At 51.5% G+C, this 18,783-nt stretch carries 19 protein-coding genes and 1 pseudogene; 12 read left to right on the top strand and 8 right to left on the bottom strand.

The annotated features are described in order from the left end of the window. Positions 1 to 70 precede the first annotated feature (70 nt). The 3 genes from nsrR to rlmB all read left to right on the top strand — a co-directional run bounded on the left by nsrR (position 71) and on the right by rlmB (position 3,835). On the top strand, positions 71 to 496 hold the full coding sequence (gene nsrR, locus DDT52_RS04775; protein WP_136155352.1) for a nitric oxide-sensing transcriptional repressor NsrR: 426 nt from the start codon (positions 71 to 73) through the stop codon (positions 494 to 496). Between the two features lie 41 nt (positions 497 to 537). Continuing rightward, complete coding sequence (gene rnr, locus DDT52_RS04770; RefSeq protein WP_136155351.1) at positions 538 to 2,988, top strand: ribonuclease R; 2,451 nt, start codon at positions 538 to 540, stop codon at positions 2,986 to 2,988. Positions 2,989 to 3,103: 115 nt separating this feature from the next. Then, complete coding sequence (gene rlmB / locus DDT52_RS04765; RefSeq protein WP_109052582.1) at positions 3,104 to 3,835, top strand: 23S rRNA (guanosine(2251)-2'-O)-methyltransferase RlmB; 732 nt, start codon at positions 3,104 to 3,106, stop codon at positions 3,833 to 3,835. 80 nt (positions 3,836 to 3,915) lie between these two features. On the opposite strand, the gene bsmA is transcribed toward rlmB, so the two are convergent. Both bsmA and DDT52_RS04755 read right to left on the bottom strand, forming a co-directional pair. Next, a complete protein-coding gene (gene bsmA / locus DDT52_RS04760; protein ID WP_136155350.1) occupies positions 3,916 to 4,227 on the bottom strand; it encodes a biofilm peroxide resistance protein BsmA in 312 nt (103 codons plus the stop codon). Positions 4,228 to 4,354: 127 nt separating this feature from the next. Then, on the bottom strand, positions 4,355 to 6,301 hold the full coding sequence (locus DDT52_RS04755; protein WP_136155349.1) for a methyl-accepting chemotaxis protein: 1,947 nt from the start codon (positions 6,299 to 6,301) through the stop codon (positions 4,355 to 4,357). 287 nt (positions 6,302 to 6,588) lie between these two features. Between DDT52_RS04755 and yjfP the strand changes: the two genes are divergently transcribed. Continuing rightward, positions 6,589 to 7,353 carry an esterase gene (yjfP, locus tag DDT52_RS04750; RefSeq protein ID WP_136155567.1) on the top strand — a complete coding sequence of 255 codons (765 nt, stop codon included), beginning with the start codon at positions 6,589 to 6,591 and terminating at the stop codon, positions 7,351 to 7,353. A gap of 320 nt (positions 7,354 to 7,673) precedes the next feature. On the opposite strand, the gene DDT52_RS04745 is transcribed toward yjfP, so the two are convergent. Beyond that, on the bottom strand, positions 7,674 to 8,408 hold the full coding sequence (locus tag DDT52_RS04745; RefSeq protein ID WP_136155348.1) for a DUF4225 domain-containing protein: 735 nt from the start codon (positions 8,406 to 8,408) through the stop codon (positions 7,674 to 7,676). 13 nt (positions 8,409 to 8,421) lie between these two features. Next, positions 8,422 to 8,508 (bottom strand): annotated as a pseudogene (locus DDT52_RS21450) (Hcp family type VI secretion system effector); the annotation flags it as partial. 529 nt (positions 8,509 to 9,037) lie between these two features. Between DDT52_RS21450 and rpsF the strand changes: the two are divergent. The 4 genes from rpsF to rplI are packed head-to-tail and all read left to right on the top strand — an operon-like array spanning position 9,038 to position 10,479. Next, positions 9,038 to 9,430, top strand: coding sequence for a 30S ribosomal protein S6 (rpsF, locus tag DDT52_RS04740; protein ID WP_109052586.1), 393 nt, complete (start codon positions 9,038 to 9,040; stop codon positions 9,428 to 9,430). Positions 9,431 to 9,432: 2 nt separating this feature from the next. After that, positions 9,433 to 9,753, top strand: a complete 321-nt coding sequence (priB, locus tag DDT52_RS04735) for a primosomal replication protein N (protein ID WP_109052587.1) — start codon at positions 9,433 to 9,435, stop codon at positions 9,751 to 9,753. 4 nt (positions 9,754 to 9,757) lie between these two features. Further along, a complete protein-coding gene (gene rpsR / locus DDT52_RS04730) occupies positions 9,758 to 9,985 on the top strand; it encodes a 30S ribosomal protein S18 (protein ID WP_005974788.1) in 228 nt (75 codons plus the stop codon). A gap of 41 nt (positions 9,986 to 10,026) precedes the next feature. Next, on the top strand, positions 10,027 to 10,479 hold the full coding sequence (gene rplI, locus DDT52_RS04725; RefSeq protein WP_136155347.1) for a 50S ribosomal protein L9: 453 nt from the start codon (positions 10,027 to 10,029) through the stop codon (positions 10,477 to 10,479). 78 nt (positions 10,480 to 10,557) lie between these two features. On the opposite strand, the gene DDT52_RS04720 is transcribed toward rplI, so the two are convergent. Next, on the bottom strand, positions 10,558 to 11,250 hold the full coding sequence (locus DDT52_RS04720; RefSeq protein ID WP_136155346.1) for an OapA family protein: 693 nt from the start codon (positions 11,248 to 11,250) through the stop codon (positions 10,558 to 10,560). Positions 11,251 to 11,507: 257 nt separating this feature from the next. Here DDT52_RS04720 and bamJ point away from each other — a divergent pair, with 257 nt between their 5' ends. Together bamJ and DDT52_RS04710 are read left to right on the top strand one after the other, a co-directional pair. Then, complete coding sequence (gene bamJ / locus DDT52_RS04715) at positions 11,508 to 12,128, top strand: BamJ family beta-barrel-assembly machinery protein (RefSeq protein WP_109052590.1); 621 nt, start codon at positions 11,508 to 11,510, stop codon at positions 12,126 to 12,128. Between the two features lie 356 nt (positions 12,129 to 12,484). Beyond that, positions 12,485 to 12,880 carry a DUF2502 domain-containing protein gene (locus tag DDT52_RS04710; protein WP_136155345.1) on the top strand — a complete coding sequence of 132 codons (396 nt, stop codon included), beginning with the start codon at positions 12,485 to 12,487 and terminating at the stop codon, positions 12,878 to 12,880. 195 nt (positions 12,881 to 13,075) lie between these two features. Here the strand turns inward: DDT52_RS04710 and DDT52_RS04705 are convergent, their stop codons facing one another. Continuing rightward, the gene (locus DDT52_RS04705) at positions 13,076 to 15,031 is read right to left on the bottom strand and encodes a bifunctional 2',3'-cyclic-nucleotide 2'-phosphodiesterase/3'-nucleotidase (RefSeq protein ID WP_136155344.1); all 1,956 of its coding nucleotides are present in this window, start codon (positions 15,029 to 15,031) and stop codon (positions 13,076 to 13,078) included. Positions 15,032 to 15,273: 242 nt separating this feature from the next. On the opposite strand from DDT52_RS04705, the gene cysQ reads away from it, so the two are divergent. Next, entirely contained in the window at positions 15,274 to 16,014 is a 741-nt protein-coding gene (cysQ, locus tag DDT52_RS04700) for a 3'(2'),5'-bisphosphate nucleotidase CysQ (protein ID WP_136155343.1), read from the top strand. 6 nt (positions 16,015 to 16,020) lie between these two features. Here the strand turns inward: cysQ and DDT52_RS04695 are convergent, their stop codons facing one another. Continuing rightward, positions 16,021 to 16,581 (bottom strand): YtfJ family protein, encoded by a 561-nt coding sequence (locus DDT52_RS04695; RefSeq protein WP_136155342.1) that lies wholly within the window; start codon positions 16,579 to 16,581, stop codon positions 16,021 to 16,023. A 334-nt stretch (positions 16,582 to 16,915) separates the two neighbouring features. Here DDT52_RS04695 and DDT52_RS04690 point away from each other — a divergent pair, with 334 nt between their 5' ends. Further along, positions 16,916 to 17,122: a DUF1107 domain-containing protein gene (locus tag DDT52_RS04690; protein ID WP_109052595.1), complete on the top strand. Its 207-nt coding sequence runs from the start codon at positions 16,916 to 16,918 to the stop codon at positions 17,120 to 17,122. A 232-nt stretch (positions 17,123 to 17,354) separates the two neighbouring features. Here DDT52_RS04690 and paeA read toward each other — a convergent pair whose 3' ends face one another. After that, positions 17,355 to 18,683: a polyamine export protein PaeA gene (gene paeA, locus DDT52_RS04685; RefSeq protein ID WP_136155341.1), complete on the bottom strand. Its 1,329-nt coding sequence runs from the start codon at positions 18,681 to 18,683 to the stop codon at positions 17,355 to 17,357. Positions 18,684 to 18,783: the final 100 nt, after the last annotated feature.

The raw sequence follows: 18,783 nt of genomic DNA, 5'->3' as shown, positions 1-18,783 counted from the left end.
CGCTTGATCTATTTCTTTGGGACGGCTTCAGGTCGTCGGTCAATGATACCCAGAGGTATCCGAGGTTTATGTGCAGTTAACAAGTTTCACGGACTATGGCTTGCGGGCGCTGATTTATATGGCGTCTTTACCCGGCGGAAAAATGACCAGCATTTCGGAAGTGACGGAAGTGTATGGCGTGTCGCGTAATCATATGGTCAAAATTATCAATCAACTTAGTCGTGCGGGATTTGTTATGGCCGTGCGTGGAAAAAATGGCGGGATTCGATTGGGAAAACCGGCAGATTCAATCCGGATTGGTGATGTGGTGCGTGAGCTGGAACCGCTTTCGTTGGTTAACTGTAGTATCGATTTCTGTCATATCACTCCGGCTTGCCGACTAAAACAGGTACTCCAGCAGGCAGTACAAAATTTCTTGCAGGAGCTCGATCAATACACGTTGGCTGATATGGTCAAAGAAAACCCACCGCTTTACAAATTGTTGTTGGTTGAATGAGTTATGTTCAGCCTCCTGCTGATGACAACGGAGGAACCGCAATGTCACAAGATCCATTCCTGGAACGCGAAGCAGAAAAATACGAATCCCCCATCCCGAGTCGTGAATTTATACTGGCGCATATTGCCAAACGGGATACCCCGATCGGCCGCGAAGAGCTGGCTGCCGATTTACAATTAACGGGTGAAGACGCGCTTGAAGCGTTGCGTCGTCGCCTGCGTGCGATGGAGCGCGATGGGCAGTTGGTGTTTACCCGTCGTCAATGCTATGCGCTGCCAGAAAAGCTGGACCTGCTGCGCGGTACGGTAATCGGCCATCGCGACGGTTTTGGCTTCCTGCGCGTCGAGGGACGCAAAGATGACCTGTACCTGTCCGCAGAGGAAATGAAACGCGCCATTCATGGAGACGTGGTGCTGGCTCAGCCATTGGCCGCCGATCGTAAAGGTCGTCGTGAAGGCCGCATCGTGCGTGTCCTTGAACCGCGCACCGGGCAGATTGTCGGGCGTTACTTCGTTGATGCCGGCGTCGGGTTCGTCGTTCCGGACGACAGCCGGTTAAGTTTTGATATTCTGATCCCGAAAGAAGAGATCAACGGCGCCCGGATGGGATTTGTCGTTGTCGTGGAACTGACCCAGCGTGCGACCCGACGTACCAAAGCGGTCGGGAAGATTGTCGAGATCCTCGGCGATAACATGGGGACCGGGCTGGCGGTCGATATCGCGCTGCGGACTCATGATATTCCGCATACCTGGCCGCCGAAAGTGGAAGAGCAGGTCAAAGATCTCGCCGAAAACGTGCCTGAGGAAGCGAAGAAAGGCCGCGTGGATTTACGTAAACTGCCGCTGGTGACGATTGACGGTGAAGATGCGCGCGATTTCGACGATGCGGTTTATTGCGAGAGGAAACGCGGCGGCGGCTGGCGTCTTTGGGTGGCGATTGCCGATGTCAGCTACTATGTGCGTCCGAATACGCCGCTGGATCACGAAGCGCGGGCGCGTGGAACCTCGGTCTATTTCCCGTCGCAGGTCGTCCCCATGCTGCCGGAAGTGCTGTCCAACGGCCTCTGTTCGCTCAACCCGCAGGTGGATCGCCTGTGTATGGTCTGCGAAATGACCGTATCGGCGCAGGGCAGACTGACGTCGTACAAGTTCTACGAAGCGGTGATGAGTTCACACGCCCGTCTGACCTATACCAAAGTGTGGAGTATTCTTCAGGGTGACGCCGAACTGCGCGAGCACTATAAGCCGCTGGTGGGCGGACTGGAGGAACTGCACAAGATGTACAAGGTGCTGGAGCACGCCCGAGAAGAGCGTGGCGGCATCGCGTTTGAAACGGAAGAGGCGAAATTTATTTTCAACGCTGAGCGCCGGATTGAACGTGTTGAATCGGTGGTGCGTAATGATGCGCACAAGCTGATTGAAGAATGCATGATTCTGGCAAATATCGCTGCGGCAAGATTTGTGGAGAAAAATGAAGAGCCGGCGCTGTTCCGCGTTCACGATCGGCCGAGCGAAGATCATGTGCTGGCGTTGCGCAGCGTTCTGGGGGAACTGGGCCTGACGCTGAAAGGCGGCATGAAGCCACAGCCGAAAGATTATGCTGAACTGATGGTGGAGATCGCCGATCGCCCCGACCATGAAATGTTGCAGACCATGCTGCTGCGTTCCATGAAGCAGGCGGTTTACGATCCGGAAAACCGTGGGCATTTCGGGCTGGCTTTAACCTCTTATGGGCATTTCACGTCGCCTATCCGCCGTTATCCCGACCTGTCGTTGCACCGCGCCATCAAATATCTGCTGAGCGACCGTAAGACGCGCTGGACGCCGAGCGGCGGCTGGCACAGCGATATGAATGAAATGCTGCAACTGGGCATGCATTGTTCAATGACCGAACGCCGGGCTGATGAAGCGACGCGTGACGTGGCGGACTGGCTGAAGTGCGATTTCATGCAGGATCATGTGGGTGAAGTGTTTACGGGGATTATCGCCAGCGTTACCGGTTTTGGCTTCTTTGTGCGCCTGAACGATCTGTTTATCGATGGACTGGTGCACGTTTCCACACTGGATAATGACTATTATCGTTACGATAATATCGGCCAGCGTTTGATCGGCGAGTCTCGCGGTCAGGTTTACCGTTTGGGCGATGAAGTGGAAATTCGTGTTGAGGCGGTCCATATGGATGAGCGCAACATTGATTTTGCACTGGTATCGAGCACGCGCAAACCGCGAGGTGAAGGTAAAACCGCCCGCGATCGGGCCAAGAAGCCGGATAATCGGGAAGCGAAACCGAGTCGCCGCCGTCGCAACGCCGCCAGATCTCCGGCTAATTTCGAGCCTGACGCCGCTTTCCGTAAGGAAGGTGAACGCAAGGCCAAACCGGCGAATGCGAAGCCTAAAAAGAACGCGGATAAAGCGAAAAAGAACGCTGAAAAAACGCGTAAGATTGCCGCGGCAACCAAAGCCAAACGCGCCAGGAAAAAGTCTGTAGAGTAAGGCAAATCACGGTCTGATGACGGCGTCGCCAGACCGTGCGGTTGTTTTGGCGTTTGAATGCTTGACCGAACGGTACGGTGAATCGTGCCGTTCATGATTAATCTGAAGAGTATCAATGAGCGAAATTATTTACGGTATTCATGCTGTTAAAGCGTTATTAGCGCGAGATCCCCAGCGCTTTCTGGAAGTCTTTATTCTAAAAGGACGAGACGATCGTCGCCTGCAACCTGTGATTGCCGAACTGGAAGCGCAAGGTATGGTGATTCAGTTGGCTAACCGTCAGTGGCTGGATAGTCAGGCCGAGGGGGCGGTTCATCAGGGAATTGTCGCCAAAGTCAAAGAAGGGCGAAAGTATCAGGAGAATGACCTGCCGGCGCTGCTGGAGAATCTGGACACGCCTTTTTTACTGGTGCTGGACGGCGTGACCGATCCGCATAACCTCGGCGCCTGTTTGCGTAATGCCGATGCCGCGGGGGTACATGCGGTCATCGTGCCACGCGATCGTTCGGCACAGATGAATGCAACGGTGAAGAAGGTGGCCTGTGGCGCGGCGGAAAACGTCCCGCTCATTAGCGTTACCAACCTGGCCCGCACGCTGCGGCTGTTGCAGGAACACAATATCTGGATTGTGGGGACCGCAGGCGAAGCCGATCATACGCTGTACCAAAGCAAGCTGACAGGGCCGATGGCGCTGGTGATGGGGGCTGAAGGCGATGGTATGCGCCGTCTGACCCGCGAACACTGCGATGAGTTGATCAGTATCCCGATGGCGGGCAGCGTATCATCACTGAACGTGTCGGTAGCCACGGGCGTGTGCCTGTTTGAAGCGGTGCGTCAGCGCGGCTGATAATCGGCGAAACGCACGTCGGCACCGTCAGGATCATCGCCTGGGTGTGATTATTCTCTTACTCTGGTGAGAAAGACCCCTCAACGATACAACACGGCCCGCGCATACCAGACGCCGGGCCGGGCATTCTCTTCTGTTTTCGTGACAATCACATAGTAATGGGCGCCGTAGGCATTGGCTTTTTGCTGAATAGCCCGTTCAGCGTCATCCGGACTACCGTATACGGTGACAGAGATCGCACCGGTCTTTTCCAGCGAGCGGGACTGAGTATGCCTGATTTCAATGGCGTGGTCAGCCGGCGCGGGCGCGGGTTCAGGTTTTCCCTGTAACACCTGGCAGGCGGGCAGCATGAGTATAAACAGCGGCAGTAAGAGAAGGTGTGCTTTGTTCATCGGTTTGAACCTGAGAGATAACGATTTGTACTAATGTAGCGCTATCAGCCACGTTCCGACAGGGGAGCGTGAAATAACGCGGGCCGACGCGCGTGAGCGGATCGGCCGCTGCGGATGAGCTGAACCTTTATTCCTGAATACGAAAAACGCTGACCAGTTCGCTCAGGTGATGACCTTTCTGACGCAAGACGTGCGCGGTTTGTTCCGAGTTGCTGACCAGAATAGTGTTTTCCTGTGTCGCCTGACCAATCTGCACAATGGCAATATTGACCTGACCGATACCGGCGGATTGCTCGCGTGACGCGATATCAATGTCGTTAACGATGGTGCTGACCTGCTGAATACGGTTACGCAAATCATCCATGACCGCCTGTGTTTTCTCGGAAAAATGATAACCGGCTTCGATTTTTGCCAGCGATTCTGAAATCAATGTCTCAATCTCTTTAACCGCCGTGGAGGTACGTTGCGCCAGCGCCCGCACTTCTGCGGCGACAACCGCAAAGCCTTTTCCATGTTCGCCGGCGCGCGCCGCTTCAACCGCCGCGTTCAACGCCAGTATATTCGTCTGGAAAGCGATGGATTCAATCACGGTGGTGATATCAGCAATGCGTTGGGATGAGTTTTTGATATCGCTCATCGTCGTGACCGAATCGGTGACGGTCTGGCTACCGCTCTGTGCGGCGGCGGCGCTTTGCCCGGCCAGATCTTTAACTGCGGAAACATTATCCGCGTTCTGTTTAACGGCGGCGGACAACTGCTCCATACTGGCAGAGGTTTCTTCTACGCTGCTCGCCTGACGGGCGATCTGTTCGCTGATGTTTTCGCTGTCGGCCGCCAGCGCGTCCGTCCCTGCGCTAATTTCCCCGGCGGAGTTTCTGACCTGCGCGACGATGGTGGTCAGGCCCTGCCCGATACCATTAATCGCATCGATCAAACGGCCGACTTCATCTTCGCGCTGCGTCAGCAATGTTGCCTGAAGATTACCCGCGGCAAACTGTTCAGCAACGCCAACGACTTCAAGCAGTGGACGGCTGAGCCATTTGCGCGTCAGAAGAACAAAGAAGGCGGCAAACAGGGCTACCAGCGCGATACCGCCAAAGAGAAACAGATTCCGGGTATGATTGACTTCGGCCAGCAGGCTTTCTTTACTGGTGGTGCCGATTACGGCCCAGTTCCACTGAGGGATACTTTGATACACCATAACCTGCATTTTTTCCTGCTCTGGCAGGGTATTGTCTTCATACTCGAGTGTGCCGCTTTCCGTTGTCAAAATCTGATCCAGCGTACCTTCTGACCAGTCTGGACGTTGATTGGCATTACTTTTGTGATAGAGGTAATTGCCTGCGTCCTTGCCCTTTTTGGTGTTAATGACAAAAAAGTGGCCGTTTTCACCGATTTTCTTATCCAGAATCCGCTGTTGCATGATGGTGAACTGCTGGGTGATATCGACACCCACAAACAGAATACCGATGATTTTTCCTTCACTATCGAGTATTGGCTGATATTGCGTGATGTACTGTTTACCGAACAGCGTGGCCAGCCCGCTGTAGCTTTCTCCCTTGATGATTAGGCTGTAAGCCGGGTTGTCCCGGTCGAGTTTTGTGCCGATGGCCCGGGAACCATCTTCTTTTTTCAGTGAGGTGGTGATGCGAATGAAATCGTCGCTGTCACGCGCGAAAATGGTAGAAATAGCACTGGTGCGACTGAGAAAATCGTCCGGCACAATGGTATTCAGATTTAATACCGTATCCCCGGCTCTAAGCGTTGGCATATCGGTATTGTCGAAAGCAGTACGGTTAGCCGTATCCAGCGTAAACCGCGTCGGTAAAAAGCTGGCAAACAGACGGGAATAATTACTGACTTCCGCCTGAAGCCCCGTGTCATACATGCTTATCATATCGGTCACGCCCGAGACCTGGCTTTGCATGTCGCTGAGCGTTAGCGATTTAAGTTGTTCACCCGCGGAACGAGTGAGTGAAAGTGTAAAAGCAATAAACAAGATCGCCACGCTTAGTGAAGCGATGACAGATAACTTGATGCCCAGGCCCCAGCGTTTAAAGGAAAATCCCAACATAATTGATCTCTTCTAAAAAGGTTGTTTTTTTAGTCTTGTTACAAAAGTTCTAACGGCATTAAATGAAAAAAATTTAATGCCGGTGTGTAAATATCCATTTCGGTAATTGATTTCAATCAATGTTATTTTTCTATTTTTGTGAAATGAGCAATGATGTCAGTAGGTTGCCGGAAGCGGCATTTTGAGATAAGCCATAGTCCAGGTATCGTGGCGTTGGTTTGTCGTCAGTGCGCCTGCGTGCAGGGGGCACAGGATTTAGCGACATGAGCAGAAACCAGGGGGAGACGATGGTTGAAATGTCGGTCGATATGATCAATAGCGGCATTGAAGCGATTCATGCAGTTCCGGCGGGTAAACGTGAAGCGGCATTACCTACGATTTTTTTCTTTCATGGTTATACCTCTTCAAAAGAGGTGTACTCCTATTTTGGCTATGCGTTGGCGAAAGCGGGGTTCCGCGTGATCCTGCCGGATGCCCTGATGCACGGCGCCCGCTATGACGGTGATGAAGCCCATCGGTTGCGCCATTTCTGGGATATCTTGCAGTCAAATATCAAAGAACTGCCCGGCTATGTGGATGAATACCGGCGGCGCGGTCTGATTGCCGGAGAACGTATTGGCGTGTGCGGCGCTTCGCTGGGCGGGATGAGCGCGTTGGGTTGCATGGCGCGTTATCCCTGGATTTCTGCGGTGGCCGCGTTTATGGGGTCGGGCTATTTTTCAACGCTGTCGCGCACGCTGTTTCCACCGGTAGTGGCTGGAGAAGAGGGGGCCGGGGAAGTATTACGGCAACTGTCAGCCACGCTGGCCGACTATGATGTTTCCTCCCGGCTGACGGCCTTGTCCGACCGGCCTTTACTGGTGTGGCACGGTGAGGCGGATGAGGTGGTGCCGGCGGAGGAAAGCGCCCGTCTCTATCGTGCATTGCACGCAAGCCGGCAGGATCGGAAGCTGCTCTATCTGACCGAAGCGGGCGTCGGGCATCGTATTACCCCCTCCGCTTTGCTGGCGGGAACGGACTTTTTTCAGCAGCATCTGTTAGAACAATCGTAGTGTGTTATTGAAACCGGATTCTGGCAGGAAGGTTCTGCCAGAATAAAAGAGGTTAAAGATTTCTCTTGTTTTCTAAATAATAAAGAAATAAACATACGCCGCAAAAGAATAAGGATAAATAGTTAATGCTTATGCTTGAGTTTATAGGGATGTCGAGAAGTGTGAAAAAAGGTGCGTTTTTTAAACCATATCTGAAAACGGTCATATGGAAACAGCCGAGTATGATTAAAATCACTCTGCTTTTGTAAAATAAAAAAAAGAAAATTATGGATGCAACTATATATACATAGACAGGCCAGACATATGAGTAAATAATGATATCATTCATTTTTGTATAATGTGTAAATTCCATTGATTGTTGATGCGTCAACAAAAATTTCAGCGACTAAAGGTACTGGACCCATGGTTTTCCATCCGCGAACAAAATCACTATTAATATATCTGAAAAGCCGGAAAGTATCCTCTCTTACTACATTTCGGGATAACCCATAAACGGAAATCCCTAAATCGACGCTGGTGTAGGCTAAATCAGCATGATTTCCGCTTTGGCCTATTGATTTGGCTATCGCTCTATAGGCATCCCTTGTCCAGCCTGACCGGTTTTCTCTAAACAGCAGGTAATAGCCGTTCTCATACAGATTATTTAAGCCGTGGGAGACATTTAATGATCCGAATCCGGCACAAAGATAGCCCAGCGAAGCGGTACAGGTTGCAATACCGGCCACTACTTGTGTTCCCCCGCCGACAAAGCCAACCTGTTTCAATATGATGTTAAGTCGGCGATCTTCCCTCTCTTTTTCAAAAATATAATACTGCATCATCTTTTGCGTCGACAAATCAAATTTCTGTTTTTGCAGATTGTTTATTTCTTTATCGAGTAAACGGATAGCTCCATTTTCCGTTAAACAAGAGTTAAGCACATCCTGTCTTAGCTGGCTGGTTAACACGGCGATTTCTTTCAGAAACCCCCGGCGGGCCTCATAGCCGTGGATATAAAGCAACGCCAGCTCATCCGTCAGCCGGTTCAGTTGGGTTATTTTTCTTTCCAGATCCATGGTTGGCATCATATCACCATAAACAATAGGCGCTGGTGCCCGCTTTGCAGTGTTCCCATTCTATACTCGCGTATTTAAAGGACACGCTTTCCTGCGGCGGCATTTCATTTTGTGTCATTGAATGCGGGGCTGACAGTCTTAATTCGACAATCCGGGCATCATTAATAATTAGGCGGCTGGTTAATGTGTTTTTATGGCAGTTCAGAGGAGCGTTGTCTGTTATTTTAATGATAATAAATTATGCTTTTTAATTAAGTGAATAACTTATATTTACAGACTGTTAATAAGTCTATTTACGGAATCAGAACGGTGATAATGGGATAGAAGAGCGAAGCGTCCGCGCCAAGGCTTACAGGGATGTACTTGCAGCGTCTTTACGATCTCTGTCCATTATCGCTGCTCATCGCATGTTGTCATCAATCTCATATTTATTAATTTGGCAGGTTCGCCTGTCACTGAAGCCCTCCGTTCGCAACAGGGTTGTGAGCTAAACGCCATCTTGCTATTGCCGTGGTGGGGCACTATACTTACGCGTCATTTTTTCAGCCGCACACATACACACGTTCCTTGCTTCCATGGGCCGCGGTTGACCCTGACAGGAGGCTGAATAATCCGTAAGGAGCAATTCGATGCGTCATTACGAAATCGTTTTTATGGTTCATCCTGACCAAAGCGAACAGGTTCCGGGCATGATCGAACGCTACACTGGTGCTATCACCGGTGCGGAAGGTACGATCCACCGTCTGGAAGACTGGGGCCGCCGTCAACTGGCTTACCCGATCAACAAACTGCACAAGGCTCACTACGTTCTGCTGAACGTTGAAGCGCCGCAGGAAGTGATCGATGAGCTGGAAACAAACTTCCGCTTCAACGACGCCGTTATCCGTAGCATGATTATGCGCGTTAAACACGCGGTAACCGAAGCATCTCCGATGGTTAAAGCGAAAGACGAACGCCGTGAGCGTCGTGAAGATTTCGCAGAAGCCGGCGATGATGCAGATGCTGGGGATTCTGAAGAGTAATTGTGGTGACGACCAATCGTCTGGTGTTGTCCGGCACAGTGTGTAAGACCCCCATTCGTAAAGTCAGTCCTTCGGGTATTCCTCACTGTCAGTTTGTGCTTGAGCACAAATCAACGCAGGAGGAAGCCGGATTTAACCGGCAAGCATGGTGTCGTATGCCCGTGATTGTCAGTGGACCAACGTCACAAGCATTTACCCACAGTATAACGGTCGGCACGCAACTCACCGTGCACGGGTTTATTAGCTGCCATCAAGCACGCAATGGCCTGAGCAAGCTGGTGTTACATGCCGAGCAGATTGAATTGATAGATTCTGGAGACTAGCCAAATGGCACGTTATTTCCGTCGTCGCAAGTTCTGCCGTTTCACCGCGGAAGGCGTTGTAGAGATCGACTATAAAGACATCGCTACGCTGAAAAATTACATCACTGAAAGCGGCAAGATTGTTCCGAGCCGTATCACCGGTACTCGTGCAAAATACCAGCGTCAGCTGGCCCGCGCTATCAAGCGTGCGCGTTACTTGTCTTTGTTGCCGTATACTGATCGTCATCAGTAATCGGCCACTGTCCATTAACGAGACTTTGAGAGGATAAGGTAATGCAAGTTATTCTGCTTGATAAAGTAGCAAACCTGGGCAGCCTGGGTGATCAGGTAAACGTTAAAGCGGGTTATGCCCGTAACTTCCTGGTTCCGCAGGGCAAAGCCGTGCCGGCAACCAAGAAAAACGTTGAGTTCTTCGAAGCACGCCGTGCTGAACTGGAATCCAAACTGGCTGAAGTTCTGGCCGCTGCCGAAGCTCGCGCTGCCAAGATCACTGAACTGGCAACGATTACTATCGCGTCTAAAGCCGGCGACGAAGGTAAACTGTTCGGTTCTATCGGCACCCGTGATATCGCTGATGCGGTAACGGCGGCCGGTGTTGAAATCGCCAAGAGCGAAGTTCGCCTGCCGAACGGCGTTCTGCGTACTCTGGGCGATCACGAAGTGAGCTTCCAGGTACACAGCGATGTGTTCGCTACGCTGAATGTCGTTGTCGTTGCTGAAGCGTAATTAACGCTTTTTGCTGACAACGCGTAAAACGCTGGCCTTGCGCCGGCGTTTTGCATTTCTGGAGCAGAAAAATCGGCGTTAGCGCATACGCGTAAAAGTGCCATCGTCGTTACGGGTGAATCTAACGGTCTGATTATCCGTCGTCGTGATTTCCAGCGTCGTCACCATCCCTTGCGTATTAACCTGCAATTTTACTTCCTGTCCCGCCCGCAAGTTACTGAGTGGTTTATCCTGACCTTCTACCTGCGCCATCGCGAAAACATCGCCAACCGGCAGGTTGTTATCACGAAAGAGCTGCGCCATCGTTTGACCGGCAACGATTTGATAGCTGCGCCAGTTTGTTTCCGTACTGGGTGGTGGCGGCGGGGAATCAGGTTGTTCCGCCACTGGCCGATTTTCAATGATTTCGGCCTGCATCGGCACACTGTTGTCGGTTTGCTCTATCGGCACGGTAAATGGCGGAGGAGGCGATGTCTGAGGGGGGCTATAGGGCCACAGCAGTATCACCAGTAGTAAACCGATAGCGATTAAAATCCAGCGGCGATGGAAGAGAGGAAGCGGCTCCATCCAGCGATAGCCGTCGGGCAGATGCCAGAGTTTTTTCAATGACGCTTTAATCCGCTGGCCAGATGATGTTGCTGGCGATGCAGGATTCTCTGGATCATCCTCGCCAGAGCGTTCCGGGCCGCGACGGATAAAACGCTGGCAGAAGCGTAATAGCGCTTGGTAATCCCAGGTTGTTTTTCGCTTCCTGGGCGCAATTCTGCCCATGGTGACCTCTCTTGCAACGGTATAAAAATAAAAACACGATTTAGTATATCGGTAACCACTGGATGATGACCAGTTAACTCTTTGATGCTTAAGGTAACGGCGATTCAACAGCGTTCGATTTACTAGTATAGGTTAGCTGGCCAGGATTACCCGGTTTGACTGACGAACCACGTATTGATCCGCACACAGGATTTTACCCTAATCTCCGGCGCTGTTATGCTGCGCTTTCGGTTTTTTACAGATTAAAAGGAACATCCATGACAACCCCTTCTTTTGATAGCGTCGAAGCGCAGGCAAGTTACGGCATCGGCTTACAGGTTGGTCAACAACTACAGGAATCTGGTCTTGAAGGTTTGATCCCGGAAGCCCTGGTCGCTGGTTTGCGCGATGCGCTGGAAGGCAATGCGCCAGCGGTACCAGTGGATGTGGTTCATCGTGCTCTGCGTGAAATTCACGAACGTGCTGATGCGGTACGCCGTGAGCGCCAGCAGGCGATGGCGGTAGAAGGTCAGCAGTTCCTGGCTGAGAATGCCCAGAAAGAGGGCGTGAGCAGTACCGAATCTGGTCTGCAATTCCGCGTGCTGACTCAGGGTGAAGGTGAAATCCCCGCGCGTCAGGATCGTGTTCGTGTGCACTATACTGGCCGTTTGATCGACGGCAGCGTGTTTGACAGTTCCGTTCAACGCGGTCAGCCAGCAGAATTCCCGGTCAGTGGCGTGATCCCGGGCTGGATTGAAGCCTTGACGCTGATGCCGGTCGGTTCGAAATGGGAACTGTATATCCCTCACCATCTGGCCTATGGCGAACGTGGCGCTGGTGCCTCTATTCCGCCGTTCAGCGCGTTGATTTTTGAAGTTGAGCTGCTGGAGATTCTGTAATCTCAATGCGGTAAAAAGAAGGCGCTTATTTGAGTAATGCCTCTTAAGCGGCTTATATCCCCGGGCTGCCACGGTATGAGGCGGCCCTGCGAAACCCCGTCCCGTGTGCGGTAGTACCGTAGCCACGTCCACCGGTGACATATGCCGCATTTAGCGCGAGACCTCCTCTCGGGTAATAAAATGCCTATTGATGATTTTTTAATGAATAGGGAACGCCGGGGATGGATGAATCGTACTGTCAGCAATTCGTTAAGAAGCGTAAAACCAGGCAAATGGGCGATTGTCTGATAGTGGAGGGGAATGATTCTCCGTATATCTTTGCCAATCCGCAGTAGCGGCAAGGAAGGAGTTACCCTATGTTTAAGCCACTGTTAGTCAGTACGTTATTCGTTGGAATGTTTGCTATGACGCCAGCGGCAGAAGCGGCCAGCGTCAGCATTGATCTTATGCCCGGCGTGACGCTGAATATTGGCGATCGGGATCGCCGGGGTTACTACTGGGATGGTTATGACTGGCGAAGCGAACGTTGGTGGCATGAGCATCGTGGCTATCACCGTGGGGAACGTAACCGTCATGGCTACTATTGGGACGGCTGGCGTTGGCGCGATGTAGGCTGGTGGCGAGCGCATCAGTCCAGAGGTTTTGATCACCGCCGTTTTGACGATCGCAGTCCGCGTCGGGATAACCGGGACTATCGTCAGGCCCGGGGACCCGAGCGGGGGGATAATCGACACGATCGCGATGGGCGGTGATAATGGGTAGATCGTAAAGGCGCTGCAAGTACATCCCTGTAAGCTCGGGCCGCGCCATCCCTGGCGCGGACGCTTTACTCTTCTATCCCATTATCACCGTTCTGATTCCGTAAATAGGTTTGTCAACGGTCTGAAGCCACGCAACTGCGCGGCTTCATTCTTTCCTGAAAGGATTATTGCATCCGTATTGGCGTTTTATGGCCTGCTGTTTTGCAGGTCGATGCGATAGACCGCAAACCCGGTGTCGTCAGTGCCAACGGCGGTCATCGGGTATTGCGCTTTTTCTTTAATAAACGCGGTGGCTTTGTCAGACGGCGACGTTTCAACGCGGATATCTAACGGCGTGTTGCTGGTGATAGGCGCCAGCCGCCAGTTATTATCCGCCTGCGGTTTCACTTCCCCTGATTTTTTGCTTTCAGCACTGATGTAGGCCGCCAGAACAGAACGGTTTTCATCCGGAGACGCAAAAGCCACGTGTTTTTCCCCGGTGCCGGCAAATTTTTCACCGTAAGCACGGTAGTTATTGGTGGCGATCAGGAAAGTCGCTTTGGGATCGATGGGTTTGCCTTTGAACGTCAGATTTTTGATGCGGTGGGCACTATCATCGATCAGGGCGCACTCACCGTCATAGCGTGCGGGCTGAGTGACATCAATTTGATAATCAACGCCATCGATGACATCAAAATTATAGGTACGGAAGTCATCCCAGTTGAGCAGAGACTGTGGTTGGCTGTTGTTGACATCGATCTGCCGGAACTGGCCCGCGGAACATTCCAGCCATTCCTGAACCTCTTTCCCATTCACTTTAACCGTTACCAGCGTATTGGGGTACAGATACAAATCGGCGGCATTACGGAAGGTCAACTGGCCTTTTTCTACCTCGACATAGCTGGCCGGATCATTTCTGCGACCACCGGCTTTAAACGGCGCCGCGGCGGACAGAACCGGCAGATCGGCCAGATCGGGATCGCCCTGAATGAAATGTTCGACGTAGGCGCGCTGAGCGTTATTGACGATCTGTACTGTCGGATCATCCTGAATCAGCGAGAGATAGCTATACATGTTGTCCGCTGATTTACCAATCGGTTTGCTGACGAAATCACGCGTATTCTGGTGTGCATCCGATAGAACGTCGACCAGCTTTGCATCTTCGGCCGCCAGCGATTTTTTCCGGGCCTTGTCATAGATGGGGCGCGCTTCCGCCGTCGCCTGTTCGACAACCCACTGTCCACTGTCATTATTCAGAATAAAATCAACCACGCCAAGATGATCGCCCCATTGTCCTGGCATGACGGCGGGCACGCCATTAAGCGTACCCTGCTTGATATCCGCCCCTTTGATGGCAGAAAAATCAGTGCTGGGGAACACGGCGTGTGCATGGCCGAACATAATGGCATCAATGCCCTGAATTTGGCTCAGATAATAGACGGAGTTTTCTGCCATGGCTTTATAAGGTTCGGCAGAGAGCCCGGAGTGTGGAATAGCGATGACCAGATCGGCGCCCTGCCTACGCATTTCCGGTACCCACTTTTTGGCGCTTTCCGTAATGTCTTCAACGGTAACTTTCCCCGCAAGGTTGGCTTTATCCCACTCCATGATCTGCGGCGGAACGAAACCGATGTAGCCGATACGCAGAATATGCCATTTACCTTCACGATCCTGGACGGATTTATTCTCGATCCGATAGGGGGTAAACCACGGTTTCCCTGTTTTGGCATCGAGTACGTTGGCATTCACATAAGGGAATTTCGCACCAGACAATGCCTGATGCAGATAATCCAGACCATAGTTGAATTCGTGGTTGCCGATATTACCTACGGAGTAATCAAGCGTGTTCAGCGCCTGATAGACGGGATGGATTTCATTTTTTTTCAGCCCTTTGGCTGCCATGTAATCCCCGAGCGGGCTACCCTGAATAAGATCGCCATTATCCACCAGTACGCTGTTGGTCGCCTGCTCGCGCGCCGCATGAATCAGGCTGGCAGTACGCACCAGGCCGAATTTATCGGTCGGGGTATCCTTGTAATAATCGAAATCCATCATATTGCTGTGCAGATCGGTGGTTTCCATTACCCGTAAATCAACGATGGCGGCATGAGTGGTGGAGGTCACCAGCATGGCGAGCAGGCTGAGCGCCAGCGAATGCTTCATTACTTAACTCCTTTGCGAGTATTGTCGGGGCGTGAATCTGTCCGTGAAGGTTAATTATCCGGGATATATCTCATATAATTATGAATTCAGGGGGAATTATCACAGTAAATTGTGACGATGACATAGAATAACGGCAATAATCGTAAGTGAGCTCACAGTTGTATAATGAGTACGAGGGGGAAGCCTGAGTGACATATCGGCATCCGTTACTCTGTATCTAACCCGTAACGATGAGGTAGAAAATGCTAGAACATATTTGCCGACTGGCCCGCGATGCTGGCGCTGCCATTATGCGGGTTTATGAGGGACATCAGCCCACTGAAGTCACGCATAAAAAGGATAATTCGCCGGTGACGGCGGCCGATCTGGCTGCCCATCAGGTTATCCGTGAAGGGTTGGCGGCGGCATTTCCCGATATCCCGTTACTGTCGGAAGAGGATCCGCCGCAGTGGCCGGAACGCCAGCATTGGCAGCGCTATTGGTTGGTTGATCCACTGGATGGCACTAAAGAATTTCTCAACCGCAACGGTGAATTTACGGTAAATATTGCTCTGATCGAAAATGGGCAGGCGGTACTGGGCGTGGTGTATGTCCCGGTAACCGATGTGATGTATTCCGCCGCGGAAGGTAAAGCCTGGAAAGAAGAGCAGGGTGAGCGTCGTCAGATTCATGTTCAGGACGCGCGTCCGCCGTTGGTTGTGGTCAGCCGTTCCCATACGGATCAGGAATTGAAGGATTACCTCAGTCAGTTGGGGGAACATCAGACCGTTGAAATCGGTTCGTCACTGAAATTCTGTCTGGTTGCGGAAGGAAAGGCCCAGCTTTATCCCCGCTTCGGGCCTACCAATATCTGGGATACGGCCGCCGGGCATGCGGTTGCCGTGGCCGCCGGGGCGCAGATTCATGACTGGCAGGGAAAACCCTTGTCTTACTCGCCGCGTGAATCGTTCCTGAACCCCGGCTTTCGCGTATCGCTGTTCTGAATACCGCTATTTTTCATTCAGCAACTGATGCAGCAGGGATATGACCTGCTGCACTTCCTGCCCGCTCAGGGCGCCGTCTTTGACAAAGCGAACGTTACCCCGCTTATCCAGTACGATGATGGCCGAGCTTGCGGGCTCCAGTTGCCAGGCCTTACGCACGTACCCCTGGCCGTCCACAATGAACTGCGACCAGGGGTACGCCTTTTTATTATCTTCGAGGCTGCTACGGACAAACATGCTGGTACCGATAATGGCGTCATCGGTATTGACGATTGTCGTCGTTTGGTAATATTCGCGTGCTAGATTGGCGGCCTTTAGCGCGGTCATCAGCGGATCATTCATTTCTTTGGCCGATGTCCTCCCGGCGATATGTTGCACCACCCGCACTTTGCCCGGCAGCTGCGCGCTATTCCAGTTTTTATAGCTAAACTTATTATCCTGGTACTGAAGTTCACCCCGGTCAGCGACGCCAACGGGCGGGATCGACTGTCCGGATTGAAGATTGTGAGCGGAGGCCAGCAACGGAATAAAACCTAATGCGATGCAGAGATGACGGAGTTTTATCATAGTGTTTCCTTAGCAGGGATTGGCCTGATTCGATGTCAGGCTTTGGAATAAGCGTAGAGCCAGGAAACAGGTCTGTCCTGCGATTTGAGAGTCAGTTTGTGCCAGAGGGCACAAACACCTACTTTTTGAAGGTTTATACTGACACTAAGCTGATTAATTTAAAATTGTTCTGTAAAAATGTGTAAAAGCAGTTAGGGATACTATATTGGTGGGAACTAAACACGATTCCACGACACTAACTAACGTATCCGATATTTATTAGCGCGCTTAACCCTGTCCCCATTTTGGCGAGAGGAAACGCGTAGAAAAATAAAGCGGGAGGAGAGTAAAAACAATGAAGATCTTCGAACGTTACAACCCTATGAAAGTCGCCAAGTATGTGAAAACCTTGTTTCGCGGGCGGTTGTATATCAAGGGAGTTGGTGCTTTTGAGTTCGACTACGGCAAAATTTTACTGCCGAAAAAACAGGATAAACAGCATTTGCTGGTCATGTCTGAAGTGAACCGTCAGGTCATCAGGCTACAGGCCGAAATGGGATAACGGGCATCGTTCCAGCAGGTTGCTGACACGTATTATCAGGTTATTTGACACATACCCGCTTATCAGGCGGGTATTTTTTATGACGGGCTATCCTGCCCGCCACCCTGCGGGCCGCCACTACGTGACGTTGAAAAACGCTCCTGCGTTTTTTTATGACGGGCTATCCTGCCCGTCACTACGCGACGTTGAAAAACGCCCCTGCGTTTTTTTATGGCGGGCACCGCCGGTCGGTTTATCGCTTCTCTTCTTTTATCTCTTCGGTTTTCGCGGCGTTTGGGCGTTCTTCCAGACGCGTGACCAGCAGCTGATCGATCTTATAGCTATCAATATCCACCACTTCGAATTTATAACCGGAGAAGCGGACAAAATCCGTGCGTTTCGGGATCTTGCGCAGCGTGTACATCATGAAGCCGCCGATGGTTTCATAGTTGCCCGAATGAGGGAAATCATCGATATTCAAGGCACGCATCACATCTTCTATCGGTGTGCCGCCTTCGATTAACCAGGAATTCTCGTCACGGGCAACAATCTGTTCTTCCAGTCCCTGTCCGAGCAGATCTCCCATGAGCGTGGTCATGACATCGTTCAGCGTAATAATACCGACCACCAGCGCATACTCATTCAGAATGACGGCGAAATCTTCACCAGCGGTTTTAAAACTTTCCAACGCTTCAGAGAGCGTGAGCGTATCGGGCACGATGAGCGCAGGACGAATCTGCACGCCGCTGTGCAACTCAAGGCTCTGGTTGCCCAGAACCCGGTTCAGCAGGTCTTTTGAATCGACATAGCCGACAATCTGATCGATGTGGCCGTCGCAAACCAGGAATTTTGAGTGCGGCTGTTCGGCAATCTTCTCTTTGATTTGCTCTTCCGCTTCATGCAAATCGAAGAAGACGACGCTTTCACGTGAGGTCATGGAAGAGGGAACCGTGCGTGATTCAAGCTCAAATACGTTTTCAATCAGCTCATGTTCCTGTTTACGCAGCACACCGGCCAGCGCGCCGGCTTCGACCACGGCGTAGATATCATCAGAAGTGATGTCGTCTTTACGCACCATGGGCAATTTCAGTAAACGGAAGATCATGTTTGCCAGGCCGTTGAAAAACCAGACCATCGGACGGAAGATAAACAGGCAGAAGCGCATGGGGTTGATTATGCGGATAGCGACGGCTTCCGGTGCAATCATACCGATGCGTTTCGGCGTGAGATCGCCAAACAGAATAAACAGGCTGGTGACCAGTACGAATGAACAGATAAAGCTGACTTTATCGGCTGCCTCAGGGGACATGAACTGTTCAAACAAAACGAAAAACGTGGGTGAGAATGCGGCATCACCAATAATACCCGCCAGAATGGCGACGGCATTAACGCCAATTTGAATAACAGTAAAGAAAATACCCGGTGTTTCCTGAAACTTTAATACCAGGTCGGCGTTGAGGTTCCCCTCATCGGCCATCAATTTAAGTTTTATTTTACGTGACGCAGCCAGCGATATTTCGGACATTGAGAAAAATGCACTGACGGCAATAAGAAAAATTATCAGTAATAGACTGTTTAACATGGTTTTTTCGCATTGGCTCTGAAAGGGAGCCGGCGATCCTCAGAAAGGTAGATCATTTCAGATAACGCATAGCAAGCCGCTAACAGGGCAGGAAGTCTGC

This window comes from Brenneria roseae subsp. roseae (assembly GCF_003115845.1).
GTDB classification, from domain to species: Bacteria; Pseudomonadota; Gammaproteobacteria; order Enterobacterales; family Enterobacteriaceae; genus Brenneria; species Brenneria roseae.
Note: the sequence above shows the minus strand (reverse complement) of the source record. Positions and strands in the feature narration are given on the sequence as shown.